Below are 26,617 nucleotides of genomic sequence, written 5' to 3'. Positions count from 1 at the left end.
GCCCGTCCTATGCGGCGAAACGATGTCGCCGGCACATGCCCCCGAGAATCAGCATATTTTCGAGGGATCACGCTTCAAATCAAGACCAAAGCACCCGCCAGCGCCCGAAACGGCGCACGGCTCGCGGGCCGTGCGCTTGCCCATCTCACTGGATGGTGTCGATCGCGCTTGTTGACGAGCCGAAATCGCCGAGCGTGCGGAACGACAGGTTGAAGCCGATGTTCTGCGACAATTCCTTGGTGACGGTATCGCGCGTCTGCGAATAGGTCATGATGTAGGTGAAGCAGGAATCGTTGTAGGCGAAGCCGACACCGTCCCTGACCAGCACATTCGTCTCGAGGTCGTAGGTGCCGGTGCCGAACAGCCGCCAGTTCTGCGCCAGGTGCGTCGAGGCGCCGAGCGTGACTTCGTGGCGGTCGGTGGCAAAGCCGTAGAGCGGCTGCGCCTCGATGAAGGCATATTTGGCGCTCAGCGATATCGGCAGGCCGGAATAGGCGGCCTTCACCTCGGCGCGCCTGACCTCGAACGTCTGCTCGTCGAAACGCCCGCTTATGGACCCGGAGAATCCGCTCGGACTGTTGAAGCCGACTAGGCCGACATAATCCGAGGTCGGCTTGTCCAGGCCGGATTCGGCTCCAGCATTGACGAGATCGGGCGCGGTGAAGGAGTTCTGGCCCGCGAGTTGATAGGACTGGCCGAAGATAGCATTCGTGGCCCAGCCATTGTCATAGGCCCCTGAATATCGGAAGCCCACATTGGCGCGTGTGCCGCCTTCTATACGGTCATAGCCCGAGAATTTGTCGCGCTCGAACAGCGTGGTGGCGTCGAAGACGAAGCTTTGCGCGTCTTCGTTGGGAACGGCCAGTCCGCCGACATATTGCTCGTTCGGACGCACGAAGACCTGCGCTGTCGGCTCCAGGATATGGCTGGAATTTGGCATCGAGAACAGAAGCGGCCAACGCGCCTCTAGGCCGAGGGTGGCCATATAGCGGGCGAGCGAAGAACGCATGTCGCCGTCTTCTTTAAGATTCTCCGCCATCTGGTTGACGGCCGCGATCGAGGCAGAGTTGGCGTTGACGTAGCCGGCGTCGGCGCGGAAGGCGAGCAACGGTGTCAGCTGCAGGCCGTCCTCGGTGGTAAAGGTGCGCTTCCATTCAGCTTCCGCCGACAGTCGGCTGGACTGGCCTTCGATGCCGCGCACATTGTTGATGGAATCTTTGTCGGCCGGATTGGCCAGCACCGCGTCCAGCCGGTTGCGGCTGATCACGCGCGCATTGACGTTGAACGACAGCTGGCCGCCGGCCACCGACATGTCGGGGATATAGGCGTAGTCGAAAGACGGCAGTACCCAGGGCTGCTTGGCCGCGCGCGCGGTCGAATCGCTGGAGAGCGTGTCTTCCTGCACCTCGAAGCGCATGGCGCGGACGTCGAAATAATTGCGGCCGTACAAGCCCGTCAGATAGATCGACGACTGGTGGACGAGGTCGCTGTAGCCTTCGATGTTGTAGGTGCGCGAGAGGTTCTTGTCGGTCTGGAGCAGCACGTCCCAGCCGAAATTCCAGCGCTCGTTGATGGCGAACTGGCCCTTGGTGCCCATCATGCCGCGGAACTTGTTCGGGTCGTTCTTCGGTCCCGAATTCACAGTGTAGCCGGGGTCGACGAACGCGCCCGGATCCTGCTGATTGATGCCGGCGATCTTCAGCGTGTACTGGCCATTGTTGAAGCGCTGGCGCCACTCGGCCTCGCCGAGGAAGCCCTGCTTGGTGTAGCCCGTGCCGGTGACGGTCAGGTCATAGGTCGGGGACAGCGCGAAATAATAGGGGACTTTGACGCCGACGCCGAGATGGGTGTTGTAGGCGATGCCGGGGATCAGGAAGCCGCTCTTGCGCTTCACCGTCGGGTCGGCGATCTCGAAGGCGGGCAGATAGGCAAGCGGGAAGCCGAAAAATTCGAAATTCGAGTTTTCGAAGCGGACCGTCTTCTTCTCGCCGTTCCAGATGATCTTCCGGGCCTTGACGCGCCAGGTCGGCGCTTTGTCCGGCTTGTCCTCGCAAGGCTCGCAGGCGGTGTAGACGCCGTTATGGAAGGTGGTGAGCACGCCACCCATGCGCTCGGCGCTCTCGGCGGCGAAATAAGCCTTGTCGACCGTCTCGACGCGCAGCGCGTTGAGGAAGCCGTCGGCGAAGTCGTCGGTGATGTCGATATGGTCGGAATTGACCTTGGTGCCGTCGCTGTTGACGAGCTCGACCGCGCCGCTGGCGACGAGGCGCTTGGTGTCGCGGTTATACACCACGCGCTGGGCGACCAGCTTGTTGCCGCCATAGTCGATCTGCACGCCGCCGACTGCCGTCACCGTGTGCTTGTCGTTGTCATAGACCAGCGTATCGGCGGCCAGCAGCATCTGCGTGCCGGAAGGGACGGGCTTGGCAGTGATCTCCTGGGCCAGCGCGGGTACCGCCGGCACCGCACAGGCAAACAGACATGCCAAGGCTGTCGCCCCATAGAGGCGTGCCAAACCGGCCTGCCTATGGCTGCGCAATCCAGCCTCCCTCACTAGCCGTCTTCCTTGTATAGCAGAAAGGTCACCCCAAAGAACATAGCCACGACAACCGGAACCCATGCAGCCACCACTGTAGGCACGAATCCGGCTACCCCGAAGGCCTTGACCAGTACCGAAACGACATAAAGCAGAAAGCCGGCCACGACGCCACCCAGAATCATCGTTGCCGACTGCCCCATTCGCGCAAATCGCATTGAAACCGTTGCAGCAATCAGCGTCATGGCGACGAGAAGGAACGGCAGCGCCACCAGCGAATCAAACTGCATGGCGAAGGCATTTGCCTTGAGCCCGAAGGAGCGGGCAACCTCGATCTTGCGCGGCAGCTCGTAGAAGGGGATGGTTTCCGGACGCGCCAGCCTCTCCTGCACGAATTCCGGCTTGAGATTCGTCGGCACCTTGTCGGACGCCAGCGCCTGGATATTGCCGCCCTTGAAGACCTTGACGTCCTGCAATTCCCAGTAGCCGTCGCGCAGGAAGGCCTTGGCGGCATCCTTGCGCTCGGCGATGTTGCCCTGCGGGTCGAGGATGAAGAACACCGCGTCCGCCATCTCGAGCCCCTGGTTGAGAATGGCGCGGGCGCCGATGATGGTGTCGCCCGATTCGGTCTTCTGCCTGAGCCAGGGCGTCACATTGGTGGTGACGGCGTTCGACTTGCCGGCCCTGAGATCGTTCTCCATCTGCTCGGACCAGGAGAAGCCGTGCGCGGCGATCGGATTGATCACACCGACAGACAGCGCGCCGAACATCAGTGCGCCGACGCAGCACGGGAACAGGAACTGCCAGGCCGAAACGCCGGCCGAACGCGCGATGACCAGCTCATAGCGGCGGTTGAGCGACACCAGCGTCGCCATCGCCGAGAACAGCCCGACGAACGGCACCGTCTGCAGCATGATCATCGGCATCCTGAGCGCCGAGATGGCGAAGGCCGTGCCGTAGGTGAAACCCGGCAGCCCTGTCGTACGGCCCGACAACTCGGTGAAATCGATCAGGAACACCAGCGCCAGCAGGCCCAGGAAGAACCAGAAGGTGATCGTGACGTAGCGGAAGAAGAAATAGCGGCCCAGCGTCCAGCCCATGATCAGGCTCCCTGGCCGGAGGCGCGCCGGGCGAGCCAGAGCTTGAACGCCGTCCAGTTGTCGCCGGCGCGCTTGGCAAGGTTGGTCAGCCAGTCGGCCCAGCTGACCGGCAGTTCCATGCTGCGCGAGGAAACGATGAACCAGATCGAAACCGCCGAAGCGAAGAGCGGTATAGCGTAGAGCAGGTAGACGTAATACGAGACCCTGTCGGCCTTGCCGGCGGCGAAGAAGCCCAGCCATCGCACGAACAGCGCGACCGCGATTGCCGTGATCAGCGGATTGATGCGCGCCTCGCGGTGCGAGCGCGCGTCGCCGGCGACTGCCAGCGCGATCAGCGCGAACACCAGCGAATAGGACCATTCGGCGAAGCGCTGGTTGAGCTCCGCCCAGTAGCTGCCCGGTTCGCGCTGGAACATCTTGTCGTTGGGATCCGGGTTGAGCAGATATGCCGTCGTCCGGTCCTTGGGCAAAAGCGTGATGTCGTTCGCCGCCGACATGAAGGCCGACATGTCGAAGGCATAGGAGGTGAAGCGGATGACGGAGAGGTCGCCGGTCACCGATTTGCGGTTGATGACGCCGTCATTCATCATCAGCACCTTTTCGTCGCCTTTTTCGACGATGCTGCCGCTCTTGGCGTAATAGGTGAGGCTGGCGCCTTCCTCGCGCGAATCGGCGACGAAGATGCCGCCCAGCCGGTTGCCGGGAAGCCGTTCGCCGACCTGCAGGTAAAGGCCCTCGTCGATCTTGCGGAACGTGCCTTCCTGGATGATCAGCGACACGAGATCGGCGCGCGAAGCCGCCACCAGCTGGCGGTTCTTCTGCCTTGCATAGGGGTCGATGGCGTTGTCGACGATGAAGGAAAAGGCGCAGGCCGCGATGGCGAGCAGCAGGATCGGCCGCGCGATCGTCCAGCGCGAGGCGCCGGCGGCGCTGAGCACGGCAAGCTCCGAATCGGCGTTCATGGCGCTCAGCGTCTGCGCCACCGCCACCACCAGCGCGAACGGCACCACGATCGGGATGATCGAGGGGATGATGAGCGCCGCGACTTCGAAAAAGGTCAGCGCCGACTGGCCGTTGTCGGTGACGAGGTCGATCTTGGCCAGAACCTGCGTCGTCCAAACGATCGCCAGCGTCCACACCAGCGCGGCGAGGAACATCGTCAGCGCGCGGCGCATGATGTAGCGTTCAACGACCTTCATGAAGGCTTTTCTCGATTTTGCCGAACGGCATCATGCCCGCCGACAAGGTAGTCATCCGGCGGCGCCCGCACAACTGTGTCATCGGCGGCTCGCTCCGGTTAGTCGCCCCACGCCACATGCCCCGGCGCGGCGAAGTCTCCGCGCCAATGGATAAGAAATGCAAAACATCGATGGTTAACAGCAGGTTGCGGCAGCAAGCTAAGGTCGTGCCGAGGCGAATCCTTTGTCTATGGTGGCGCCGATATAGACCGCGATTTCGGCCAAAGTCTTGCCAAATGGCTGAAAACGACCAAATGTCGCGCACGCTTGCCAAACCGCTCGCTCGCTGAAAATTACCTTTGCCGGCACCTTACGGCCATCCCCGAAAGCAGGACCTGATGACGTTGAGACCATCCATTTCTTTCGCCAAATTTGCCGTGCCGAAAAAGGGCAGCGTGTTCGTGTTCGCCGCCGATGGCGGCGGGCTCGGCGAAGCGGCGAAGGCCTGCGATCCGGTTGGCGCGTTGGCGCGCGCGTTTCCCGTCGCCGACTTCTCCGGCAAGTTCGCAAGCTCGGCCGAGGTCCTTGCGCCGGAAGGAACGTCCGTCGACCGGCTGGTGGCGGTGGGCGCCGGCAAGGTCTCGGCCCTCGACGACAACGCCTGGCTGAAGCTCGGCGGCGCCGTTGCCGCGTCGCTGCGCAAGGCGACCGAGGTGGCCGTCATCCTCGATCTGCCCGAGCTGCAGCCAGATGGCCGCCAGGCGGCGAGCCTTGCCGCCGGCATCCTGCTGCGCAGCTACGCCTTCGACAAATACAAGACCAGGAAGGACAAGGAAGACGGCCAATCCGATGCGAAGGACGCCAGGAAGGCCGAGGCGGCGAAGCCCGCCAGGATAACCATCCACTGCGCCGACCCCGCGGCCGCCAAGAAGGCGTTCGCCGGCGAAGAAGCGGTGGTCGACGGCGTGCTGCTGGCGCGCGACCTCGTCAACGAGCCGGCCAATGCGCTGGGGCCGGTAGAATTCGCCGAACGTGTCAAGGCGCTGGAAGAGCTCGGCGTCGAGGTCGAGATCCTGACGGAAAAGGAAATGAAGAAGCTCGGCATGGGCTCGCTGCTCGGCGTCGCCCAGGGCTCGCCGCGCGGCGCGCGTCTTGCGGTGATGCGCTGGAACGGCGGCAAGGCCAAGGACGCGCCGCTTGCCTTCGTCGGCAAGGGCGTCACCTTCGACACCGGCGGCAATTCGATGAAGCCGGCCTCGGGCATGGAGGACATGAAGGGCGACATGGGGGGTGCGGCCGCCGTCACCGGGCTGATGCACGCGCTGGCCACGCGTAAAGCCAAAGCCAATGTGGTCGGCGTCATCGGCCTGGTCGAGAACGCCGTCGACGGCCATGCCCAGCGCCCCGGCGACATCGTCACCTCGATGTCGGGCCAGACGATCGAGGTGCTCAACACCGACGCCGAAGGCCGCCTCGTTCTGGCCGACGCGCTCTGGTACACCAACGACCGTTTCAAGCCGAAATTGATGATCAACCTGGCGACCTTGACCGGCGCCATCATGGTGGCGCTCGGCCAGCATTATGCCGGCCTTTTCTCCAACAATGACGAGCTCGCCGGCCGGCTTTTCGGCGCCGGCCAGGCGTCGCAGGAACGGCTGTGGCGCATGCCGCTCGGGCCCGAATACGACAAGCTGATCGATTCCAAGAACGCCGACATGAAGAACATCGGCGGCCGCTATGGCGGCGCTATCATCGCGGCGCAATTCCTGCAGCGCTTCGTCAAGGACACGCCCTGGGCGCATCTCGACATCGCCGGCACCGCAATGGGCGCGCCCTCGAGCGAGGTCAACCAGTCCTGGGGCTCGGGCTTCGGCGTGCGCCTGCTCGACAGGCTGGTGCGCGACCATTACGAAGGGTAGGCTTCGGGATGGCTGACATCCTGTTCTACCACCTGACTGAATCGACGCTCGAGGAGGCGCTGCCCGGCCTGCTCGAGCGCAGCGTCGAGCGCGGCTGGCGCGCGGTGGTGCAGACGGGCACGGAAGAGCGCCGCGATGCGCTCGACCAGCATCTGTGGATTTTCCGCGACGATTCCTTCCTCGCGCATGCCACCGACCGCGAGGCCCATCCGGCCGAGCAGCCGATCCTGCTCACCACGGCCGGCAGCAACCAGAATGCCGCGCAGATACGCTTCCTGGTCGACGGCGCCACGCCGCCCGAGCTTTCAGGCTACGAGCGCGCCGTCTTCCTGTTCGACGGCCATGACGCCGCGCAGCTTGAAGCCGCCCGCGGCCATTGGAAGACGATGAAGGAAGCCGGCCACGCCGTGACCTACTGGCAGCAGACGCCGGATCGGCGCTGGGAACGGAAGGCCTAGCTCAGGAGCACCTCGCTGTCCTGAAGATGCCGCCACAGGGCCTCGGCCACCGGTCCCTGCGGCTTGTCACGCCGCCGAACCGCGGCCACGGTCTCGGTGCGCCCGGGGATATGTCGGCCCGCGATCGAGATCAGCCGTCCGTCGCGCAACTCATCCTCGATCAGCCATTCCGGCAAATGGCCCCAGGCGAGCCCGTGCAGGATCAGCTCCTTCTTCATCATGTGATCCGGTACCGAGCAGGAATGCGCGCCGTCGATGACGAAGAAGTTTTCCGATGAAGGACGCCGCGCCGTGTCGCGGATCACGCATTGGGTAAATGGCCGCATCGCTTCGGGCGTGACGTCGCTCCTCGCGTCGAACGGCAAGAACCCCGGCGCCACCACCGGCACGAACGCAACCTCACACAGGTCGATTCGTTCGAGATGCGGGTCGGAGGGGTTGGCGCGGTGGAAGACGAGGTCGGCCTCGCCATCCATCAGCCGCTCGACCGGTCCGCCGATCGCTTCATAGTCGAGATGCAGGCGCGTGCGCGGCCGTTCGGCGAAGAACCGGCTGAGCAGGCTGAGTATTCCGGGTCTCGGGCAGACATCGCCCAAGACGACGCGCAGTACGGTCTCCTCGCCGCTCGAGAGCTGGCCGGCATAGATCCGAAGATGCTCCAACTCGCGGATCGCCAGCTGCGCTCGCGCATGGAACAGGCGGCCCTCGTCGGTCAAGCTCACCCGGTAACCGCTGCGATCCAGCAGCGTCAGGCCAAGTTGCTCTTCAAGCCGGGCGACCGCGGCGAAGACGGAGGGATGCGTCCGGTGCAGGGCAACGGCCGCGGCCTGGAAGCTGCCTCGGCTGGCGACCGCGTCGAAACATCTGAGATCGTGAAGCTTCAAGCCATCCATGATCGGAAATTCCTACAGAGACTGTCCAATCATAGTAATTTTCTTCGATGATCGCCATGCCTAGCTTTGCCTCGTCGAAACGCGGCGCAAGCCGCTGAACAGATGAGGATCAAGATGACCGACACGCTTCACTTCACGGCGGGCGATGGCGCCCGCATTGCCTACAGGCTGGACGGCTCACAAGACAGGCCGGTGCTGGTACTTTCCAATTCCATCGCAACGACGCTGCATATGTGGGATGGCCAGGTCCCCGAACTGGCGAAATCCTTCCGCGTGCTGCGCTATGATTTTCGCGGCCATGGCGGTTCCGATACCGTGGCCGGCGCCTATTCGCTCGACCGTCTCGGTCGTGACGTGCTGGAACTGCTCGACTTTCTCGGCGTTGCCCGCGCGCATTTCCTCGGCCTGTCGCTCGGCGGTTTCGTCGGCCAGTGGCTGGGCATCCATGCGCCGGAACGCATCGAGCGCCTGATCCTCTCCAACACCTCGCCGCATCTCGGGCCGGCATCTTATTTCGACGAGCAGATACGCAACGTGCTTTCGGCGGGCGACCTGTCGGCCACGGCGGACATGTTCATGCGCAATTGGTTCCCAGCCTCGATGCTAGCCGGTCGGAACGAGACGGTAGCGCCATTCCACGCCGCGATCCTGGCGATGTCGCCACAAGGGCTGGCGGGATGCTTCGCCGCGGTTCGCGACGCCGATCTGCGCCGCCCGATTGCCCTGATCGCCGCGCCGACCCTGGTGATCGGCGGCGAGGACGACAAGGTGACGCTGGCGAGCCACAGCGAGGCGATCGCGGCGGCAATCCCCGGCGCCAGGCTTCTGCTTCTGCCCGGCGTCCATCTGCTCAATGTCGAGCGTCCGGTGGAATTCATGGACGCGGTTTTGGGCTTTCTTCAAAGCAAATGATCCGTAGCGCCGCACGCTTCGTGAACATCGCTATCGACCGCTTTTTGGGTTAGATAGGGCCAAGCTCATGCGGCGAGGGGGGAATGCGGATCAGGATAGTCGGAACCGGCAGGGCGGTACCGGCCGAGCGGGTGACGACGCGCGCACTGGAAGAGAAGCTGGGGCTCGGCGAGGGCGCGCTGGAAACCGTCACGGGCGTCGCCGAGCGCTATGTCTGCAAGACCGAATCGCAAATTGATCTCGCTTGCGGCGCGGCCACGCTCGCGCTTGCCGATGCCGGTCTCGAGCCCGGCGCCGTCGACCTGATCGTCGGCGGTTGCGGCGTGCCCTACCAGCCGCTGCCGGCGACCGCGCCCCTGGTCATGCAGCGCCTCGGGCTGGCGGACGGCTCGGCCGCCGCCTTCGACGTCAACAGCACCTGTCTCGGATTCCTCACTGCCTTCGAGACCGCCGGCCGCATGCTCGAGGCCGGGCAATGCGAGACGGCGCTGGTGTTTTCGTCCGAGGTCGCCTCGCGCGCTTTGCCGTGGCAGGACGCGCCGGAGGTCGCCGCGCTCTTCGGCGACGGCGCAGCGGCCGCCGTGCTGCGCAAGGCCAAGCCAGGCGAGGGCAAGGTGGCGGCGAGCCTGATGCGCACCTATCCCTCCGGCTGGGAAGCCTGCGGCATCGGTTCGGGCGGCACGCGCTTCGATTTCCGCAAGGAGCAGGAAGCGTTCGCCGCGCACAGCCTGTTCCACATGGACGGCAAGGAATTGTTCCGGCTCACCTCGCGCCATTTCAACGGCTTCGTCGACGCTCTGCTGGAACGCGCCGGCTGGCGGAGGCAGGATGTCGATCTCGTCGTGCCGCACCAGGCGAGCCCCTTCGCGCTTGCGCATCTGGCGCGCCAGACCGGCTTTTCACCGCAAAAGCTGGTCGACATCTCTGCCCGCTTCGGCAACCAGATCGCCGCCTCCATTCCCTTCGCGCTGGACGTCGCGCGCCGCGACGGCCGCGTGACGCCGGGCATGAAGCTGCTCTTCCTCGGCACCTCGGCCGGCGTCTCCTTCGGCGGCATGGCGCTGGAGGCCTAAAGCGATGGCCGTCCTCGTCACCGGCGCAAGCGGCTTCCTCGGCGCCCATGTGCTGGAGCGGCTGGCCGCATCCGGCACGCTGGCGCTCGGCCTCGGCCGCGATGAAGCGCGCTGCGCCGCGCTCGAAGTCGCCGGCCATCGCATCATCCGCCATGATCTGGAGCAGCCGCTCGACGCCGCGCTCGATCCGAGGCTTGGCAGGGTCGAACGGATCATCCATTGCGCGGCGCTCTCTTCGCCCTTCGGCCGGCTCGCGGATTTCGAGGCGGCGAACGTCACGGCGACGCGCAACCTCGTCGATTTCGCCGGGCGGCAAGGCGTCAGCCGTTTCGTCCACATCTCCAGTCCGTCCGTGTGCTTTGCCTTCCGCGATCAACTCGGCCTGACCGAGGACATGGCTTTGCCGGAACCCGTCAATCACTATGCCCGCACCAAGCGTGCGGCGGAGACAATCGTGCTCGGCCGGCCCGCCGTCCATGCAGTGGTGTTGCGGCCGCGCGGCATCTACGGCAAAGGCGATCGGGCGCTGCTGCCGCGCCTGATCAAGGCGGCAAGAACGAGGCCGCTGCCGCTGTTTCGCGATGGTTGCGCGGCCATCGACCTCACTCACGTCGACGATGTCGTCGATGCGGTGATGGCGGCGCTTGCCGCACCCGGGGAGGCCGAGGGCCAGGTCTTCAACATTTCCGGCGGCGCTGTGCTGCCGGTCCGCCGCATCGCCGACGAGGCCTGCATGCGCGCCGGCTTGCATGCGCGCTGGCGGCGGATGCCGCTCGTGCCGGCGATGCTGGCGGCGGGCCTGATGGAAGCGGTGGCGCTGCGGCTGCCCGGCCGCCCCGAGCCGCCGGTCACGCGCTACGGCCTCGGCCTCTTTGCCTATGCGCAGAGTCTCGATCTTTCCAAGGCGAAGCGGATGCTCGGCTGGGTGCCGAAAGTCTCGTTCGAACAAGGGCTCGACCGGACGTTCATCGGCGGGGTCGGGCCATGAGGATCGTCTTCGCCAACAGCGCCTGGGTGAGTGCAGCAGAGCGGCTGATCCTGCGCGGCGGCGGCTGGCAAAGCGTCAGGCTGCGCGTCCGCTACGGGCTGATCTTCCACCCGGCTGCCGGTCCGGTGCTCATCGACACCGGCTACACGCCCGAAGCTCTTCTAGGGGAGAGGCGTGGCCGGATGCTGCGGCTTTACAGTGCGCTGCTCAAACCGCAGCTCAACGTCGACGAGCAGGTTCTGCCTGTGTTGCGGCGTTTCGGTCTGTCGCTTGACGATATCCGCGCCGTCGTCGTCACCCATTTCCACGCCGACCACATTTCCGGCCTGTCGCTGTTCCGCAACGCGCGCTTCATCGCCAGCGATGCCGCCTGGGCACGGGTCAAAGCGCGCAGTTCCAGGCAGAATCTGCGCCATGGCGTCTTCACAGAACTCTTCCCTGCGGATTTCGACGCCCGGCTGGATGGCATCTCCGCGAAGCCTCGCGTCGCGGCGCACGGCGACACCCCAGGCGGCGCCGATCTCTTCGGCGACGGCAGCGTGATCGCGGTCGATCTTCCCGGGCATGCCGATGGCCAGTTCGGTTTGCTGTTCAACGGCCTCGACCGGCCGCTGCTCTACGCCGTCGATGTGCAATGGCTGCTCTCCGCTTTGATCGAAAAGCGCACGCCCGGTTTCCCGGCCACGCTGATCGCCGAGGATGCGGCGGCGATCGAGCCGACCAGCGCCATGCTTCGCCGCTTCCTCGCTGCCGGTGGCGAGGTGATGCTCTGCCATGATCCCGCGCCGACACCCTATGACCTCGCGCCGGAGGCAGCATGAACGGGCTGGCGGAAGCGGTCGGCTCCTTCGCCCTGACGCGCTGGGTCTCGCGCAAGAGCCGCCCCGACTTCGAACGCTGGCAGGCGACTGCCTTGCGCCGCTTCCTCGATCGCGACCTGCCGCGCGCGCCTTTTTATCGCCACGCGCCGACCCGGCTTGCCGACCTCCCGGTAACCGACAAGGCGCTGCTGATAGGGCGCTTCGAGGATTTCAACATCCACGGCCTGACCGCCACGCAAGCCTGGGCGGTCTTGGCGCGTGACGGGCGCGCCGGTGCGCTCACCGTCGGCGCCAGCACCGGCACGTCGGGCAATCGCGGCCTGTTCGTGATTTCCGAGGCCGAAAAGTACCGCTGGCTGGGCGCAATCCTCGCCAAGGCGGCGCCCGATCTTTTCTGGCGCGGCATGCGCGTCGCCGTCATCCTGCCGCAGAACACCGGGCTTTACGACAGCGCCCGCAAATCGCGCCTGATCAAGCTCGCCTTCTTCGATCTGACAGTGGGACCGGAAAGCTGGCGCGGCGCGCTCGAAGCCTTCGACCCGACGGTCATCATCGCGCCGCCCAAGATCCTCCGGTATTTCGCGGCCGAAAACTTCCAGCTCCGGCCTAAACGTGTCTTCTCCTCCGCCGAAACGCTCGACCCGGTCGACCGTCCGGTTATCGAGAATTTCTTCCGGCTGCCGCTCGATCAGATCTATATGGCGACCGAAGGCCTGTTCGCCGTGACCTGCCGGCAAGGCGGCCTGCATCTTGCGGAAGACTCCGTCTTCTTCGAATTCGAACCGGCGGGCGAGGGGCTGGTGGCGCCGCTGGTGACGGCTTTTCGCCGCCGGACGCAGATCATGGCGCGCTACCGGATGAACGACCTGTTGCGCTTGTCCAAAGAACCTTGCGGCTGCGGTTCGCCGCTGCGCTGCGTCGACGAAATCGTCGGCCGCATGGACGATGTCTTCCGTCTTGCTTCGGCGAACGGCCCGATCCTCGTCACGCCCGATGTGCTGCGCAATGCCGTGCTCAATGCCGACCGCCGCATCGACGATTTCCGCCTCGTCCAGACCGGGCCGGACAGAGTCGAGCTCAGACTTCCGCCGACGCTCGCGGACGACGCGGCGGCTGCCGCTCATCATGCAGTCCGCGCGCTCCTGGAAATACGAAAGGCGGCCGCGATCGTCACGCTCGTCCGCGCTTCGCTGCCGCTGGAAACAGGGCGCAAATTGCGCCGCGTCGAATACCGCGCGGAGCTGGCGCGGTGAGTGGCGCGGCGATGATGGAGAGGGCCGTGCAGCAGCCCGACCGGGTCGATAACAAGCCGGCGAAAGTCGCGGCTTTCGTACGCCTTTTCAACGACATGCCGGTGCGCGATCTCATCGCCAACCTGAGGACGAAGGTGGAAACGTTCGAAGCCGCCGGCCGCATTTTTCCGCTGACGCTGAACGATGCCGATGATGCGCCCAACTGCTATATCTGCTGCCCGACCAGCGCCTATATCAACTACGCGATCGACGAGACGCGCAACTTCGCCGCCCACCCGCTGCTCAAGCGCGCGCTCAACGCGCTGATTAGCGCATGCGCGCCGCTGGTCAAGGCGAGCGGCCTCGACCGTCAGGCGCAGGTCAACAATTGGCTCTATTCGACCAATCCGGTGCCGCTGTTCGACCGGCCGACGGTTGCGTCGCTTCGCTCGGTCCTGACGACGCGCTTCCCGGATCGCGCCATCGTCATCCGCTCGTTGAACGACATCGCCGATCCGGCGACCATTGCCGCCTTGAAGGCCGAGGGGTTCCGCATGCTGGCGGCACGGCAGATCTACATCTTCGCCGACCGCAGCGCCGCGCCAGCGATGACGCGCGACATGAAGCGCGATCGCGCCCGCTTGCGCGCAACGCCGTTCGAGCGGGTCGGCAACGGCGATTTCACCGAGGCCGATTATGCCCGTGCCGAAGCGCTCTACACCATGCTCTATCTCGACAAATACACGCCGCTCAACCCGCACTACACCGCTCGCTATATCGCTGAAATGCACCGGCGCGGCATCATCAGCCTGGCCGGATTGCGCCGGCCGGGCGGCGAGCTGGTCGCCGTCACCGGTCTCTTCGAGAACGGCGGCACGCTGACCCAGCCGATCGTCGGCTACGACACCGGCCTGCCGATCGGGGAGGGGCTTTATCGCATGGCGATGGCGATGGCGCAGGACCACGCCACTGCGCGTGGCCTGTTCTTCAACATGAGCGCCGGCGCCGCCGGTTTCAAACGCCGGCGCGGCGCGGTCGCGGCGATCGAATACAACGCGGTCTATGCCGGGCATCTTGCGCGCCGTCGGCGCGTGGCGGTTCGTATCATGGAGACCGTGCTAGCGCTGGTCGGCATTCCCCTGCTCAGGAGGTTCGAGCTGTGAGCGAGCGCCACGCGGAAGCTCATTGGCAGGCAGTGGCGCTGTCCGCCGACATCGGTAAGCGGCCGAAGCGCATCATGCTCGAAGGCGAGCCCGTGGTGCTGTTCCGCACGGCGCAAGGCATTGCCGCCCTTTTCGACCGCTGCCCGCACCGGCTGGTCGAGCTGTCCACCGGCAAGATCGTCGGCAGCGAGATCGAGTGCCCCTATCATGGCTGGCGCTATGACGGCGAGGGACGCTGCACGGCGATCCCCGGCCATGTCGGCGCCATGCCGCATTACCGGGTCCGCCGCTACGCTGCGATCGAGCGCGACGGCGTCGTCTTCATCTCGTCGGGTACGCCGCAAGGCGAGCCTTACCTGCACTGCATGCAAGGCAAGGACATCATCGTGCGGCGGGTGCGCTCATCGACCCAGTCGACGGTCATCGATGCGGCGGAAAACATCCTCGATGCCACCCACACCCATTTCACCCATAAGGGACTGCTGCGCGGCCTCACCTCGAAACGCCACCTGGTGCGGGTCGAGGTGACCGGCGGTGAGGGCTGGGTCGAGGCGAGCTACACCGGCGAGGACCGCCAGCAGGGCCTGATCAGCCGGCTCCTGGAGGGCGAGCGGGCAAGGACCATCGGCCGCTTCCGCCATCCCGGCATCGCCGAGCTCGAATATTGGGGCAAGGACGGCCTGGTGCTCGCCACCACCTTCCATCTGCGCCAGGCCGACGAGCGCACCGTCGAGGGCGTCGGCTGGCTGATCGGCCGCCGCCAGGGCCTGCTTGGCGAGCTGAAGGCGCTCGCCTTCAAGCCGCTCTTCACCATCGCGCTGCATCAGGATCGCCGGGTGCTGAAATCGGCAAGCGACAACGCCCGGCTGCCGCCGCAATCCCTGCCGGTGATCGGGCCGCTCGACTTCCTGCGCCGAGATATTGCCGCGATCATAGAAGGGAAAATGCCGGCGACGGCGACTGAGCCGAAGGTGCATCACATCGAACTGTAAATTATAGTTCACAGGCATTGATTGGATAGTTTCTGTAAATTATAGTTCACGAATGATCGAGGTCCGGCAGACCGACGAATTCACCAACTGGTTGGCTGGACTTCGCGACACAGCGGCGCGCCTGCGTATCGTTGCCCGCATCCGTCGGGTCGAGATCGGCAACGTCGGTGATGTCAAATACTTCGATGGTATCGGCGAACTTTGGATCGACCATGGCCCGGGCTACCAGCTCTATTTTGTGAAGATGGGAAACGCCGTGATCATCCTGCTCTGTGGCGGCGATAAGTCCAGCCAAAGGCGCGACATCGCCAAAGCGAAACAGATGGCAAAGGAGATATGACGATGCCTCTCGAAACCACTCGCTTCGACATCCTCGATCACCTGAAAACCCCGGAGGATCGCCTAGCCTACATCGAGGCTGCCTTCGAGGATGGTGATCCTGCGCTCATCACGCATGCGCTCGGCGATGTAGCGCGTTCCATAGGCATGACGGCCGTGGCGAAAGAAGCTGGCGTTACGCGTGAGGCGCTCTACAAGGCACTGAGCGAGAAGGGTGATCCGCGCCTCAGCACACTACTGGGTGTTACCAAGGCACTTGGTCTGCAGCTCGATGTGAAGCCCATCGGCCCTGGTTCGCTCAGGGCATAAAAGCATCTCAGCCCGGCCCGTTCCACTCGATATCGCGCGTCGACGCCGCTTGCAGGCTGATACGCTCGCGCAATGCCACGCCCGCAATCTCCGCAAGCGCCGGCCATTGTGCCTTAACCGGCGCGGAATCGCCCGGCCAGTCGAGCAATTCCTGGCCCTCGCGCATCGCCTGGCGAAAGCGGCCGAGGCCGCCTGAGCGCAAGGCGGCCGGCAGTCCATAAATCCACATCGCAAGCCGCACGGTTTGCGGCGCGCTGAGGTCGGGCGTGACTTCCGGAGCGTCGCCGAGCACGGCATCGACGAAGCGCGCCGGATCGCGGAAGAAATGCAGGCCGCTGACCGCGCGCGGATTGCATTCGAGCGGCAGCACGCGGCCGCTCGGCTCGCGCATCAGGTCGAAGGAGATCTGCCCGGTCCACGAAGTGCCGGCGACGATGCGCTCGACCAGTTCGCGCGCCGCATCGTCCTCGACCCGTTCGAAGAAGATGCCGGCACCCTTGCCGGCGCGGTAGAGCGAGCGGTAGAGCGCCAGCGCCTTGAGCCGGCCTTCACACGCCACCGCATAGGCGCTGATCTCCTCGCCTTCGACAAAACGCTGCGCCACCCAGGGCATGGCGAGCGAGGGCGCGATCGCATCGAGCGCTTGCGGCGGCGGCCGCAGCAGGACATGGCTGGCGAAGCGGGACCATGCCGGCTTGAACACCAGGGCGCGTGAGCGCTCGCGCACAGCCTCGATATCGTCGCGCGAGCCGAGCAACGCCGTTTCCGGCACCGCCAGCCCGAGCCGTTCGGCGAGCCGGATGAAGCCGTGTTTGTTGTGGACCTGCGCCAGCAACTCGATATCGGGCGTGAACAGTTTTGCCGGCATGGCCCTGCCGCGCCAGGCAAGCGCAAGGTGGAAGACTTCCTCGCAGGTCGGGATGACGAGGCCGATGTTTTCAGCCCGTATCAGCGCCTCAACCGCGTCGGCATAGGCCCGCGGCTCGAAGCGCGGCGGCGGCAGCCGGTGGTAACGCGATACGGCCTTGCTCGCCGCCGTGATCGGCCGCGCCGGCGTGTCGGCCAGGATCACCCTGTGGCCGGCGCCCTGGAGGAGGCGCGCCAGATGCAGCGCCACCGGCGCGCGCGCACCGGTAATCAGGATGGTTCCGTCAGCCCCCGGCATTCGGTCACGCGGTCGTTTCAGCCGCGACGACCGTTGCGCGAAATAGCCATGCCTGGCAATCGCGCTGTCGTCATGCCGACCGGCATGGGCGTTCCGTGCGGATAGATTAAAGCTTCGCCTTGAAGCGTTTCACCTTCTTGCTGGCGTAGTCGCCATTGCGCAGGCTCGATTTGCCGTGCCGGTCCCTGAACTCATACCAATCTCCACTCGGAGATTTGCGCTGGTAGATCACCTTGCCGGCCTGACGATGCTCGAAGCAGCTCAAGGACGTCTTGGCGCCCCACGAACCGCGCCAGGTGGCCCGGAAGCACAGTTTGCCGCTGCCGGGCATGAACCAGATACCCTCGCCGTAGCTCGGCTTGTCCTCGGTGGACCAGGCAGTAAATTGTCGCTTCGGCACCGCGAAATAGGCGGCTCCGTGATTGCCCCAACGCCAGGAACGGTTCTTGTAGAGCTGATAGATGCCTTCGTCGGAGACGGCGGTGGCCTTCGCCGCCTTGTCGCCGATCCTGTTCGTGGCCTTGGCCATTGCGGCATCCTGCAGGCCGATAACAAAAACGGAGCAGGCGAGCGCCGCTCCGACAAATTTCCCCACTGCGCTTTTCACGATTTTACCCCGCCGACTGATTTACGCATACGCTTCACCCTCCGCCGAGCCAACTCGGCGGCAACCCCACTTTAACATTTTTAGCCGGAGCCCGTCCCGGTCTGACCGGGACGAGCATGGTCTGCCGCCTCTATGGCAGCACGTGCTGGGTCACACGCCAGTCGGGCAGCCCATAGCCGCCCAGCCACGGCCACACTTCTTTCTGGTTGAAGTAGACGACCGAGGTCAGGGCCGGAAACTCCGCATAGGACTTGCGGGAATCATCCGCCCATTTCGCGACGTAGTCCTGCTTGCCGACATAGCCGAGCTCGGCCACGATGACCGGCTTGTTGAAGCCGGCCACACGGTCGTAACCGGGCTTCAGCGACTCTTCGAACGTCCGGTCGCGGCCGACCTCATCGTTGTCCTTCTTCTGCAGGCCGAATACCGACAGGCCGATCACGTCGACATAGTTGTCGCCGGGATAATACTTCTCCAAGCCTTCGACGCCCTTGGGCGACCACATGTATTTCGCCGCGGGCGCCGCCTTGCGGCAGAGGTCGACCTCGCGCTTGTATGCGGCGATCCAGTCCTTCGGCGCCCAGTTGGCCCAGGTGAAGCGGCCATTGGTGTCTTCCATTTCCTGCGCCCAGCGGATGGTGACCGGGCTCTTCATCTGCCCGACCAGGTTGCAGATCGCCTGCATGTTGGCATCGTATTTGCCGCTCAATATGCCGTTCTTCAGTTCGGGCGGCGTGATGCGCCAGTCCTTCGACCAGGTCCATGGCTCGATGGTGATCAGCAGCGAGCGGCCGCGCTGCTGGGCATAGGCGTCGGCAAGCGGCAGCGTCGACAGGTCGACGTCTTCCCAAGGCAGGAACAGTTCCTCGATGCTGGCCGTCTTGTCGTTGCTGAAGTCGCCATAAGGATCATACGAACCGAATGCCGACGCGGCCGAGCCCGTCTTGATAGGATCCGTCCCGGCCGGCGATCCAGCCGAAGCCGGCAAGGCCACGCCGAGAATGAGCGCCGACACAAGCGCGGTTGCAGTGGAGAGTTTCATACTCGCCTCCCATGGGCTTCAGTGTCCCGCCGGACCTTGAAGCTTGCCACAACGTACCGACCGAAACCGGCACGCAAACCCAAATATCGGTTGCCGACGTAAAGATGCGGGTTTTCTGAGCGACTGGGACTGGCGCGCCTCAAGCCATGCCGTCCACTATGTGGTCTCTCGAGGCCTGACACCTGGGCCTTGAGAAGAGGTCGCCGCGATACTCACAAATTCGCGTCAACGTTACGATATTAACCCTTCCTCATATAAGAGCCTATGCTCGGCGAGAGTCAAGCGCAATTAACCGTTACTTAACCTTATTGGTGCCGACATGGTTAACCGCGAGGGTGGTTAGGTCGACCGCCAGCAACGGAAACGCTCTCAATTCAAGCCGGCAAAAGGTCGACCGTCGCGTCCATGCCCGAAAGGGCAAGGCGTGCAGGCCAGGGGTAGGTTAACCAATTCCCAACAAGCTTGGTTAACGAAAACCTAATTCTGTTGACTCTGCATTAGCTTAAGCTGAATCTATAGCTGGGTGAGTGCGTTCGCCCGGCTTAGCCGGGCGGGCAGGGCGGCGGGTAGTATGGGCGTATCTGCGGATGCCGGCGTTGTCGGCGGCAAAACGAGGTCATTGGGCCAGGCTGGCGAGGTTTCGACCGGCCTCGGCCCCAAGGGCCCTTACCTTGTGCCCGTTCTCACGTCCCGCCAGCAACTGATCCTGCGGCTCGGCCTCGCTTTCTGGTTCGTCACGCTGGCATTCTTCTGGTCCTGGTGGCTGCGGCCCGCCCATATCGGCAATATTGGACCCTATGCCTTCGCCACCCTGGTGCTCGCCTGGCTGACGCTGATGCCGATGTATTTCCTGCTCAACGTCCATGCCTCCAGGAAGTCGTCGAAGCTGCACGCCATTCCGAAGCGCTCGCGCGTCGCCATGGTGGTCACCAAGGCGCCGTCCGAACCCTTTGCCGTGGTCCAGCGCACGCTGGAGGCGATGCTGGCACAGGACTATCCGCACGACACCTGGCTTGCCGACGAGGATCCATCGGAGGCGACGGTTCGCTGGTGCGACGCGCATGGCGTGCTGATTTCGACCAGGCGCGGCCGCGAGGACTATCACCGCCAGACCTGGCCGCGCCGCACCCGCTGCAAGGAAGGCAATCTGGCCTTCTTCTACGATAGCTACGGTTATGAGCGCTACGACTTCGTCGCCCAGATGGATGCCGATCACGTGCCGACGCCGACCTATCTGAGGGAAATCCTCTACCCCTTCGCCGATCCCGCCGTCGGCTATGTCTCGGCGCCAAGCATCTGCGACAACAATGCCGACGAAAGCTGGGCCGCGCGTGGACGGCTGTTTCCGGAGGGCATGTTTCACGGCCCCTTGCAATCCGGCCATACCGGCGGCGGCGCGCCGCTTTGCATCGGCTCGCACTATGCGGTCAGGACAAAGGCTCTGCGCCAGGCCGGCGGCCTCGGACCGGAACTGGCCGAGGATCATTCCACCTCGATGCTCATCAATGCCGCGGGCTGGCGTGGCGTGCACGCTATCGACGCCATCGCCAATGGCGACGGCCCGCAGACCTTTGCCGACCTGGTCACCCAGGAATTCCAATGGTCGCGCAGCCTGATGACCATCCTGCTCGAATACACGCCGCTATATTTCCACAAGCTGCCGCCGCGGCTGAAACTCCAGTTCCTGTTCTGCCAGCTCTGGTATCCGCTGTTCGCGCTGTTTGCGCTGATGATGTACGCGATGCCGATCTACGCGCTGTTCACGGGGCGCAACTTCGCCAACGTCATGTATGCCGAGTTTGTCGTCTACTATCTGCCGAATTCGGTGGCGCTGGTCGGATTGGTCGTCATGCTCAAGGCCTTCGGCCTGTCGCGGCCGATGACGGCGAAGACGGTGAGCTGGGAAGGCACGCTGTTCCTGTTCTTCGCGCGCTGGCCCTGGGTCCTGTGGGGAACGCTGTCGGCGATCCGCGACTACGTGACGAAATCCTTCGTCGATTTCCGCGTCACGCCGAAGGGCAGCGGCCCGAAGCAGCTTTTGCCCGCGCGCGCATTCATGCCCTATGTGGCGCTTGCCGTCGGCGCGGCGCTGCCGGTGCTTGTCGTCAGGCATCCCTTCGATGCCACCGGCTTCTACTGGTTCGCCGCCTTCAACGCTTTTCTCTATGGTCTGCTGGTCGTGGTGATCATTGCCAGGCACATCGCCGAAAACAGCATATCGCTGCGCGCCAACGCCGCGAAATTCGCCCTGCATGCCGCTCTGGCGCTGGTCGCGCTCGTCGTGCCGGTCGCGGGTTTCTATGATCGCGGGCTGGAGGGGATCTACGGCCTGCAGCAGGGCGCCGGCGGCTTTCGCGTCGTCAGGATCGCCTATGTGATTTCAGGCGCCGGCATGGGCGACATCGGCTCGCGCAAATTCTACTTCGACCCCGGTTGGGAAACGCCGCGCTGAGACCTGGGCGCGCGTCGTCCCGGCACGTCCCATTCGCAGGCGCGTGCCTGCCTTCCCAAAAGATCAAATTTTAATAAACATCGGCTTGATGCCGAAAGACGGCACTCATCATGTCGTTTGCGCGAATTTTAATAAGTCTCCTCTAATATTAAGCCACGACGCGAGTGGATGTGACGCCGCTTGCGCAACATGAAGGAGAAGCGGGGAGAATATATCTCCGCGCTCCATCAAGAAAAAATGTGGCAGGGGATGGCAATGTTGAAATTCGCAAAGAGCACGGCAGCGGTCGGCCGAAGATACGCCGTCGCGCTTGCCGCTGTTGCACTGGTCTCGATGGTGTCGGGCTGCCAGAGCATGGACACGATGAAAACCGGCTCGCTCAGCGTCAAGCCGGTGACCCAGCAGCTCGGCAAGAAGATGCACCACGTCAAGAACAGGCGGCTGCATGTGGTCAATCGCAAGCCGGTGACGCGCATGACCAGGGTGACGCGCGTCAGGGAAGAAGCCTATGCGGCTTTCGTGCGCCCGCAGCGGCTCTACCGGCCGGCGCCGGTCAAGGTTTCCTACACGCTTGGCAGCGTCGGTCCGCTGCTTGGCCATTCGCCCTGGATTTGCGGCCCGAGCGGCTTCGGCCAGCGCGCGGCCTGCCGGGCGCGTTAAGCTACCCGCGCGATACAGTCGGGGGGCATGGCCGCGGGGGCGAGGGGATGGGCGCGCTGCCGGCCCGCTACCCCTTGCCCTCCGGTCGCCGCGCGCTGCGCGGCAATTACTTCGAACGGGAACGGGATGGCTTGCCGCGTGCCGTCGCGGCCGTAGCCGGCCTGCTCGGCCAGTGCCAGCCGTCGCCCTCGCCATGCGCGGGCTGCGGCCGCGCCACATAGGCGAGCGCGCCATTGGCCTCGAGATAGACCCGCGACAGCATCTCGGCGAGCACGCCCGACGTCACCGCCTGCAGCCCGGCAATCACCAGGAAGAAACCGGTGATGAGCATCGGCCTGGTGCCGATATCCTGCCCCCAGAAAACCTTGATCGCGAACAGATAGGCAAGGATCAGCGTACCGAGCACGCCGAGCACGATGCCGATGCCGCCGAAGAAATGGCCGGGCCTGGTGCGGTAGCGCAGGAAGAAGAACATGAAGACGAGATCCAGCACCACGCGGAAGGTGCGCGAGATGCCGTATTTCGACTGGCCGTGGATGCGTGCGTGATGCGTCACCACTTCCTCGGCTATGCGGCGAGGCGTCGTCACTGTCGCGAGCCACGCCGGAATGAAGCGGTGCATCTCGCCATAGAGCCGCACGCTGCGGATGACGCTGCCGCGGAACACTTTCAGGCTGCAGCCATAATCCTTGAGCTGCACGCCGGTGACGCGCGCGATGAGCCTGTTGGCGATGCGCGACGGCAGGCGGCGCATCCAGAACCCTTCCTTGCGGTTCTTGCGCCAGCCGGCGACGAGGTCGAGATCCTCGGTCAGCAGGCGATAGACCATGCGCGGAATGTCGAACGGATCGTTCTGCAGGTCGCCGTCGAGCGTCGCGATGACGTCGCCGCGCGCGGCGTCGAGGCCGGCCTGCATGGCGGCGGTCTGCTTGTAGTTGCGCACCAGCTCCACGCCGTGCACATGCGGCCCGTATTGAGCTGCCAGCCGCCTGATTTCGGCGGGCGTGGCATCGGTGCTGCCGTCGTCGACCAGCACCACTTCCCAGGGCTGGCTGTAGTTTTCCATCGCCTGATGGATGCGCACCAGCAGCGGCTCGACATTGTCGGCCTCGTTGTACATCGGGATGACGATGGAGAGCTTGTGCTCGGGCATGACGGCGCCCTCGGGCAATCCGGAAGCCGGAATGGGAAGCACGTTCATGGCGGTCATTTCCTTGCCGGTCCCGCCGCCGGATTTTCCGGCAGCGTCGATTTCGAGGGGAACAGCCAGGCGATCGCACCGGTTGCGACCGCCGAGCAGAGGATGAAGAGATGCAGCGCGAGCGCAGCCTGCAGGCCGTCCTTCATGGCGATGCCGGAATAGAGCAGCGCGGCGGCAGCGCCCGCCTCATAGGTGCCGAAGCCGGCGACGCCCTGCACCGGCAGGATGGCGGCGGCTTCCGCGCCGACGGCGCCCGGAAAGGCGGTCTGGAACGAGGTGTTGAGCAGCATCGCGAGCAGCCAGCCCTGCACGCCGAGCTTCAGCGTCCAGTTGGCGATGGTCCACCACCAGCCGTAGCGCGAGCGCCCCGTCGCTTCGGTGAAGATGTCGCGCAGCTTGCCGAATTTCGAGACGATCCTGCCGCCGGCCGTCCAGTTGTGCGGCGCGCGCGCCCAGCGCGGCAGATACCATGCGGCGGCGATCAGCGCCGCGATGCCGGCGGCTCTCAGCGCCGTATGCAGGCCCGGCCAGACCAGGCAGGCCAGCACGCCGACGACGAAGGCGTCCTGCAGCCTGAACCACAACAGCGAGGCGCTGGCGCGCACGATCGATACGCCGAACACCTGGCGCAACAGGATCGGGAAGGCCGTCTCGCCGCCGCGAAACGGCACGATGTTGATCATGGCGTTGTGGATCAGGATGACGCGCAGCGTGGCGCCGAAGCGGCCGTTGATGTCGTCGCGGAACTCGTCGCAGACGCGCAGTGCCCTGAGCACGTAGGTCACGAACAGCGCCGCCGCCACCGCCGCGAAGGCACCGGGCGTGATGGAGGCGAAGGCATCGCCCACCATCTTCCAGCGCGAGTCGCTGGCAAGCCATGCCAGCAGCGCCAGGGTGACGATTATCGATATCGCTCGCTTCAACCAATTCTCCGATGATGTCCACCGTCGCCGCATTGGTGCGGCTTGACCGGCGGCTCGAAATCCACGGCTTCCCCGCGGATTGCCTTGCAGCCCTGGCTTGCCGTCTCTAGCCGGCGCTCCGTCAGGGGCGGGTGATCCTATAGACCAGCAGCGTATCCGAATCCACAAGCTTGGTGGCGGTCTTGTCGAGGTGGTCGATCACCCCGTCATGATGTTCGACGAACCGCCGGTCCTGTTTGTCGGCAGCCTCCTTGGCGGTGCCGAAATAGTCCGCGCCCTGGGTCCGCAGGTCTTCGAGCTGGGCGATCGCGGTCGCATCGTCCTCGACGAATTTCGACCATTCGACATCGCCGCCGCCGGGCGGAAACACCCAGCCGCGCGCCCGGCTGTAGTAGATCGCGACCGGGTCGCCGACTTCCGGCGCGATGGCGACGACAAGCTCGCCGGGCTTGACGAGGCGCGCGAGCTCCTCGCCGAGCCGCTTGCCGTTCATGGCGATCGGCGCCTTCATCGTTCTGAGCAGGGGAAAGGTCGAAAGCGCCAGAGCCAATGCCGCGATGAAGACCGAGCGCAGTATCACCGCCGGGGTGAGCGCCGTTCCGGTGCCGAGCGTCGCCAGCACCAGCGCGCCGCGGCCGCAGAACATCGCCAGCGGCACGTTGAAGATGTGGTAGTTCCATGGATTGCTGGTGATTTCGCGCGCCGCCGCGACATAGACGATCGCCGCCGCCGCGAGCCACACATAGGGAACGGCCGAAAGGGCTGGCTCGCCGGTTTCTTCGCCGGGCCTTGGCGGCATCCAGAAGCCGACGGCGATCAGCACCATGAACGGATAGCCGTAGAACCACCAGACCGAGGTATTCCAGACGGATTTGAGATAGAAGCTGTTCTTGAAGAACGTCCAGAAGCCGGCATCCCAGATATAGCCGCTGCCGGCGACGTGGTAGGGCGGGTAGCTGCGGCCGAGATAGATCGCCCAGCTGAAATAGGCGGCGATGACGGCGAAGCTCAGCAGCCCGGCCACGAACACTCCGGCCGCCTGACTGCGTCTGCCCATCACGATCCAGCAGACCATCAGGTAGACGATGACGGCGCCGGCGGCGAGCCCGGGCGGCTTGGCCGTCGCGCCAAGCGTGAAGCTCAGCGTTGCCAGCGGCAATAGCCACGGCTTGCCCCCGGCCCAGTATTTCACGAACAGCCACACGCCTGTTGTCACCAGGGCAAGCATCGATGGATCGGGCAGGAACGAACTGTCGATCATCGCCGGCCCCGGCATCAGCGCATAGGCGAGTGCCGCCGCATGCGCATGCGCCTCGTCGCAGCAGAGCGCGGTCAGCCGGTGCAGCGAAAACACCGTCACCATGCCGAACAGCGCGGCAACCATGCGGCCGAACCAGTCGTGCCAGCCGAAGAGCTGGTAGAGCAAAGCGGTGGTATAGCTGACGATCTGGAATTCCCGGCCCTGATAGCTGGGTCCCGGACCGGTCCAGCTGACCTCGGGAAAGAAGATGTTCCACCTGCGCTGCTGGAAATTGTCGGCCATCATCGCCGTGCTTGTCTCGCGCCAGCTGAAAGCGTCGACCAGCGGCTGGGTAATGTTGTGAAAACGCGCGACGGCGGCGACCAGCAAGATCGCCAGCAGGATCACCGTGTGGATACGAGCGGCGCCGCCAGCCCGGCGCATGCCGGCAAACGCCGCGACTTGGGACCCGCTCGTTTCCGCATTGTCTGTCATGTGGAGCCCCCTCCCACCGAAGCTATTCTGGCGCCTTGCAAATGCCAAACAGTGTCAGACTATCACAAGAATGTAATATCCGTGGTTAACTAGGGGCTTGTAGTGATCACTTCGACTTCGAGTCAGTTGACATCGCGCCGCGCGCGGCAGTTAATGGATCGAAGGGCGCTGATCGCTCCGCCGTCGGGCCGACGGGGCCCGGGCATCGTGACGGATCGCGGAAAGCCCGAAGAAACATCTTCCAGATCGTTAATCCTCGACCCGACCGTATCAGGGTCGAGAGGGGGGTATTGATATGCGTACGCTCATCGGGACGGCACCTGAGACCACATCGCCATGCGAACCGCGTCGAGCCGGGTCAGGCAGGACCGACCGGCTCGCGAGACGCGGCTGGCTGGTTCCGCTCCTGGTCGCCTGCGGCCAACTCGCCTTTAGCGGCGCCGCCGAGGCGGCAGCGGCGAAGAACAATGCGCCGGTCGAGGCCGCCGCCAAGCCCGATAGCGCTCCGTCGGCTTTCGAGCTGCAACTTCTCTATGCCGACCGCACCTGGAACTGGAAGAACGGTGCCGCCTATTTCGGCATGGACAGGCGCCTGCATGCCTGGACGAAAGGGGAGGATTCGCCCGCCGTCGGCGAGGGCCGCTGGCTGGTGACGGAAAAGGGTAAGATGTGCATGGAGCTGGCCTGGCGGTCCAAGACCTATTCCACCAAGCCGCAGCGCACCTGCTACAGCCATCGCGTCGAGAAGGGCAATATCGAGCAGCGCAAGGACCCTGACGGCACGTGGTATGATTTCAAGCACGCCAAGGACGATCCCGCCGACGAGCACCAGAAGTTCGAGGCGGGCAACACCAAGGGCGCGCAATTCGATGAGACGCGCAAGCTGGTCGACAGCAAGGGTTAAAGCAATTCCAGGAAA

Annotated in this window: 24 protein-coding genes; 14 read left to right on the top strand and 10 right to left on the bottom strand. The window is 64.5% G+C overall.

All coding sequences use genetic code 11. The features are described from left to right. Positions 1-145: 145 nt before the first annotated feature. Genes KVT37_RS21555 through lptF form a run of 3 tightly spaced genes read right to left on the bottom strand, consistent with a single transcriptional unit; the run spans position 146 to position 4,835 of the window. Positions 146-2,554 (bottom strand): LPS-assembly protein LptD, encoded by a 2,409-nt coding sequence (locus KVT37_RS21555; RefSeq protein ID WP_217576771.1) that lies wholly within the window; start codon positions 2,552-2,554, stop codon positions 146-148. After that, a complete protein-coding gene (gene lptG, locus KVT37_RS21550; protein WP_217576887.1) occupies positions 2,554-3,639 on the bottom strand; it encodes an LPS export ABC transporter permease LptG in 1,086 nt (361 codons plus the stop codon). Before lptG ends, KVT37_RS21555 begins: the two co-directional genes overlap by 1 nt. After that, complete coding sequence (lptF, locus tag KVT37_RS21545; RefSeq protein ID WP_217576769.1) at positions 3,639-4,835, bottom strand: LPS export ABC transporter permease LptF; 1,197 nt, start codon at positions 4,833-4,835, stop codon at positions 3,639-3,641. The genes lptG and lptF overlap by 1 nt, the downstream gene beginning before the upstream one ends. A gap of 377 nt (positions 4,836-5,212) precedes the next feature. Between lptF and KVT37_RS21540 the strand changes: the two genes are divergently transcribed. Both KVT37_RS21540 and KVT37_RS21535 read left to right on the top strand, forming a co-directional pair. After that, the gene (locus tag KVT37_RS21540; RefSeq protein ID WP_217576767.1) at positions 5,213-6,733 is read left to right on the top strand and encodes a leucyl aminopeptidase; all 1,521 of its coding nucleotides are present in this window, start codon (positions 5,213-5,215) and stop codon (positions 6,731-6,733) included. An 8-nt stretch (positions 6,734-6,741) separates the two neighbouring features. Further along, positions 6,742-7,191 carry a DNA polymerase III subunit chi gene (locus tag KVT37_RS21535; protein WP_217576765.1) on the top strand — a complete coding sequence of 150 codons (450 nt, stop codon included), beginning with the start codon at positions 6,742-6,744 and terminating at the stop codon, positions 7,189-7,191. On the opposite strand, the gene KVT37_RS21530 is transcribed toward KVT37_RS21535, so the two are convergent. Then, the gene (locus KVT37_RS21530; RefSeq protein WP_217576763.1) at positions 7,188-8,084 is read right to left on the bottom strand and encodes a LysR family transcriptional regulator; all 897 of its coding nucleotides are present in this window, start codon (positions 8,082-8,084) and stop codon (positions 7,188-7,190) included. The two genes, KVT37_RS21535 and KVT37_RS21530, sit on opposite strands and share 4 nt — an antisense overlap. Positions 8,085-8,198: 114 nt before the next feature. Here KVT37_RS21530 and KVT37_RS21525 point away from each other — a divergent pair, with 114 nt between their 5' ends. The 9 genes from KVT37_RS21525 (at position 8,199) to KVT37_RS21485 (ending at position 15,913) form a co-directional block, all read left to right on the top strand. Further along, on the top strand, positions 8,199-8,996 hold the full coding sequence (locus KVT37_RS21525) for an alpha/beta fold hydrolase (protein ID WP_217576761.1): 798 nt from the start codon (positions 8,199-8,201) through the stop codon (positions 8,994-8,996). Between the two features lie 83 nt (positions 8,997-9,079). Further along, positions 9,080-10,069 carry a 3-oxoacyl-ACP synthase III family protein gene (locus KVT37_RS21520; protein ID WP_217576760.1) on the top strand — a complete coding sequence of 330 codons (990 nt, stop codon included), beginning with the start codon at positions 9,080-9,082 and terminating at the stop codon, positions 10,067-10,069. A 4-nt stretch (positions 10,070-10,073) separates the two neighbouring features. Continuing rightward, the gene (locus KVT37_RS21515) at positions 10,074-11,057 is read left to right on the top strand and encodes an NAD(P)-dependent oxidoreductase (RefSeq protein ID WP_217576758.1); all 984 of its coding nucleotides are present in this window, start codon (positions 10,074-10,076) and stop codon (positions 11,055-11,057) included. Next, positions 11,054-11,878, top strand: a complete 825-nt coding sequence (locus tag KVT37_RS21510) for an MBL fold metallo-hydrolase (protein WP_217576756.1) — start codon at positions 11,054-11,056, stop codon at positions 11,876-11,878. The genes KVT37_RS21515 and KVT37_RS21510 overlap by 4 nt, the downstream gene beginning before the upstream one ends. Continuing rightward, positions 11,875-13,131 (top strand): F390 synthetase-related protein, encoded by a 1,257-nt coding sequence (locus KVT37_RS21505; protein ID WP_217576754.1) that lies wholly within the window; start codon positions 11,875-11,877, stop codon positions 13,129-13,131. The genes KVT37_RS21510 and KVT37_RS21505 overlap by 4 nt, the downstream gene beginning before the upstream one ends. A gap of 26 nt (positions 13,132-13,157) precedes the next feature. Beyond that, positions 13,158-14,273, top strand: coding sequence for a GNAT family N-acetyltransferase (locus KVT37_RS21500; RefSeq protein ID WP_308642702.1), 1,116 nt, complete (start codon positions 13,158-13,160; stop codon positions 14,271-14,273). Next, positions 14,270-15,265, top strand: coding sequence for a Rieske 2Fe-2S domain-containing protein (locus tag KVT37_RS21495; protein ID WP_217576750.1), 996 nt, complete (start codon positions 14,270-14,272; stop codon positions 15,263-15,265). Before KVT37_RS21500 ends, KVT37_RS21495 begins: the two co-directional genes overlap by 4 nt. Before the next feature lie 52 nt (positions 15,266-15,317). After that, positions 15,318-15,605, top strand: coding sequence for a type II toxin-antitoxin system RelE/ParE family toxin (locus KVT37_RS21490; protein ID WP_217576747.1), 288 nt, complete (start codon positions 15,318-15,320; stop codon positions 15,603-15,605). A 2-nt stretch (positions 15,606-15,607) separates the two neighbouring features. After that, the gene (locus tag KVT37_RS21485; protein WP_217576745.1) at positions 15,608-15,913 is read left to right on the top strand and encodes an addiction module antidote protein; all 306 of its coding nucleotides are present in this window, start codon (positions 15,608-15,610) and stop codon (positions 15,911-15,913) included. Positions 15,914-15,920: 7 nt separating this feature from the next. On the opposite strand, the gene KVT37_RS21480 is transcribed toward KVT37_RS21485, so the two are convergent. The 3 genes from KVT37_RS21480 to KVT37_RS21470 all read right to left on the bottom strand — a co-directional run bounded on the left by KVT37_RS21480 (position 15,921) and on the right by KVT37_RS21470 (position 18,727). Next, entirely contained in the window at positions 15,921-17,078 is a 1,158-nt protein-coding gene (locus KVT37_RS21480; protein WP_217576743.1) for a hypothetical protein, read from the bottom strand. 106 nt (positions 17,079-17,184) lie between these two features. Further along, positions 17,185-17,673, bottom strand: coding sequence for a DUF995 domain-containing protein (locus KVT37_RS21475; protein ID WP_308642701.1), 489 nt, complete (start codon positions 17,671-17,673; stop codon positions 17,185-17,187). A 142-nt stretch (positions 17,674-17,815) separates the two neighbouring features. After that, complete coding sequence (locus KVT37_RS21470) at positions 17,816-18,727, bottom strand: glycoside hydrolase family 26 protein (RefSeq protein ID WP_217576739.1); 912 nt, start codon at positions 18,725-18,727, stop codon at positions 17,816-17,818. Between the two features lie 571 nt (positions 18,728-19,298). Between KVT37_RS21470 and KVT37_RS21465 the strand changes: the two genes are divergently transcribed. Next, positions 19,299-21,179 carry a glycosyltransferase family 2 protein gene (locus KVT37_RS21465; RefSeq protein WP_217576737.1) on the top strand — a complete coding sequence of 627 codons (1,881 nt, stop codon included), beginning with the start codon at positions 19,299-19,301 and terminating at the stop codon, positions 21,177-21,179. 255 nt (positions 21,180-21,434) lie between these two features. Next, a complete protein-coding gene (locus tag KVT37_RS21460; protein WP_217576735.1) occupies positions 21,435-21,839 on the top strand; it encodes a hypothetical protein in 405 nt (134 codons plus the stop codon). A 106-nt stretch (positions 21,840-21,945) separates the two neighbouring features. Here the strand turns inward: KVT37_RS21460 and KVT37_RS21455 are convergent, their stop codons facing one another. From KVT37_RS21455 to KVT37_RS21445, 3 genes are all read right to left on the bottom strand, one after another. Further along, positions 21,946-23,040 carry a glycosyltransferase family 2 protein gene (locus tag KVT37_RS21455; protein ID WP_217576733.1) on the bottom strand — a complete coding sequence of 365 codons (1,095 nt, stop codon included), beginning with the start codon at positions 23,038-23,040 and terminating at the stop codon, positions 21,946-21,948. Positions 23,041-23,045: 5 nt separating this feature from the next. After that, positions 23,046-23,963: a lysylphosphatidylglycerol synthase domain-containing protein gene (locus KVT37_RS21450; RefSeq protein WP_217576731.1), complete on the bottom strand. Its 918-nt coding sequence runs from the start codon at positions 23,961-23,963 to the stop codon at positions 23,046-23,048. Between the two features lie 121 nt (positions 23,964-24,084). Further along, positions 24,085-25,647, bottom strand: a complete 1,563-nt coding sequence (locus tag KVT37_RS21445; protein ID WP_254634178.1) for a glycosyltransferase family 39 protein — start codon at positions 25,645-25,647, stop codon at positions 24,085-24,087. A gap of 346 nt (positions 25,648-25,993) precedes the next feature. On the opposite strand from KVT37_RS21445, the gene KVT37_RS21440 reads away from it, so the two are divergent. Then, a complete protein-coding gene (locus tag KVT37_RS21440) occupies positions 25,994-26,602 on the top strand; it encodes a DUF995 domain-containing protein (RefSeq protein ID WP_217576727.1) in 609 nt (202 codons plus the stop codon). The last annotated feature ends 15 nt before the right edge of the window (positions 26,603-26,617 follow it).

This window comes from Mesorhizobium sp. GbtcB19 (assembly GCF_019091085.1).
GTDB lineage: Bacteria > Pseudomonadota > Alphaproteobacteria > Rhizobiales > Rhizobiaceae > Mesorhizobium.
This window is presented reverse-complemented; position numbering and strand designations above follow the sequence as displayed.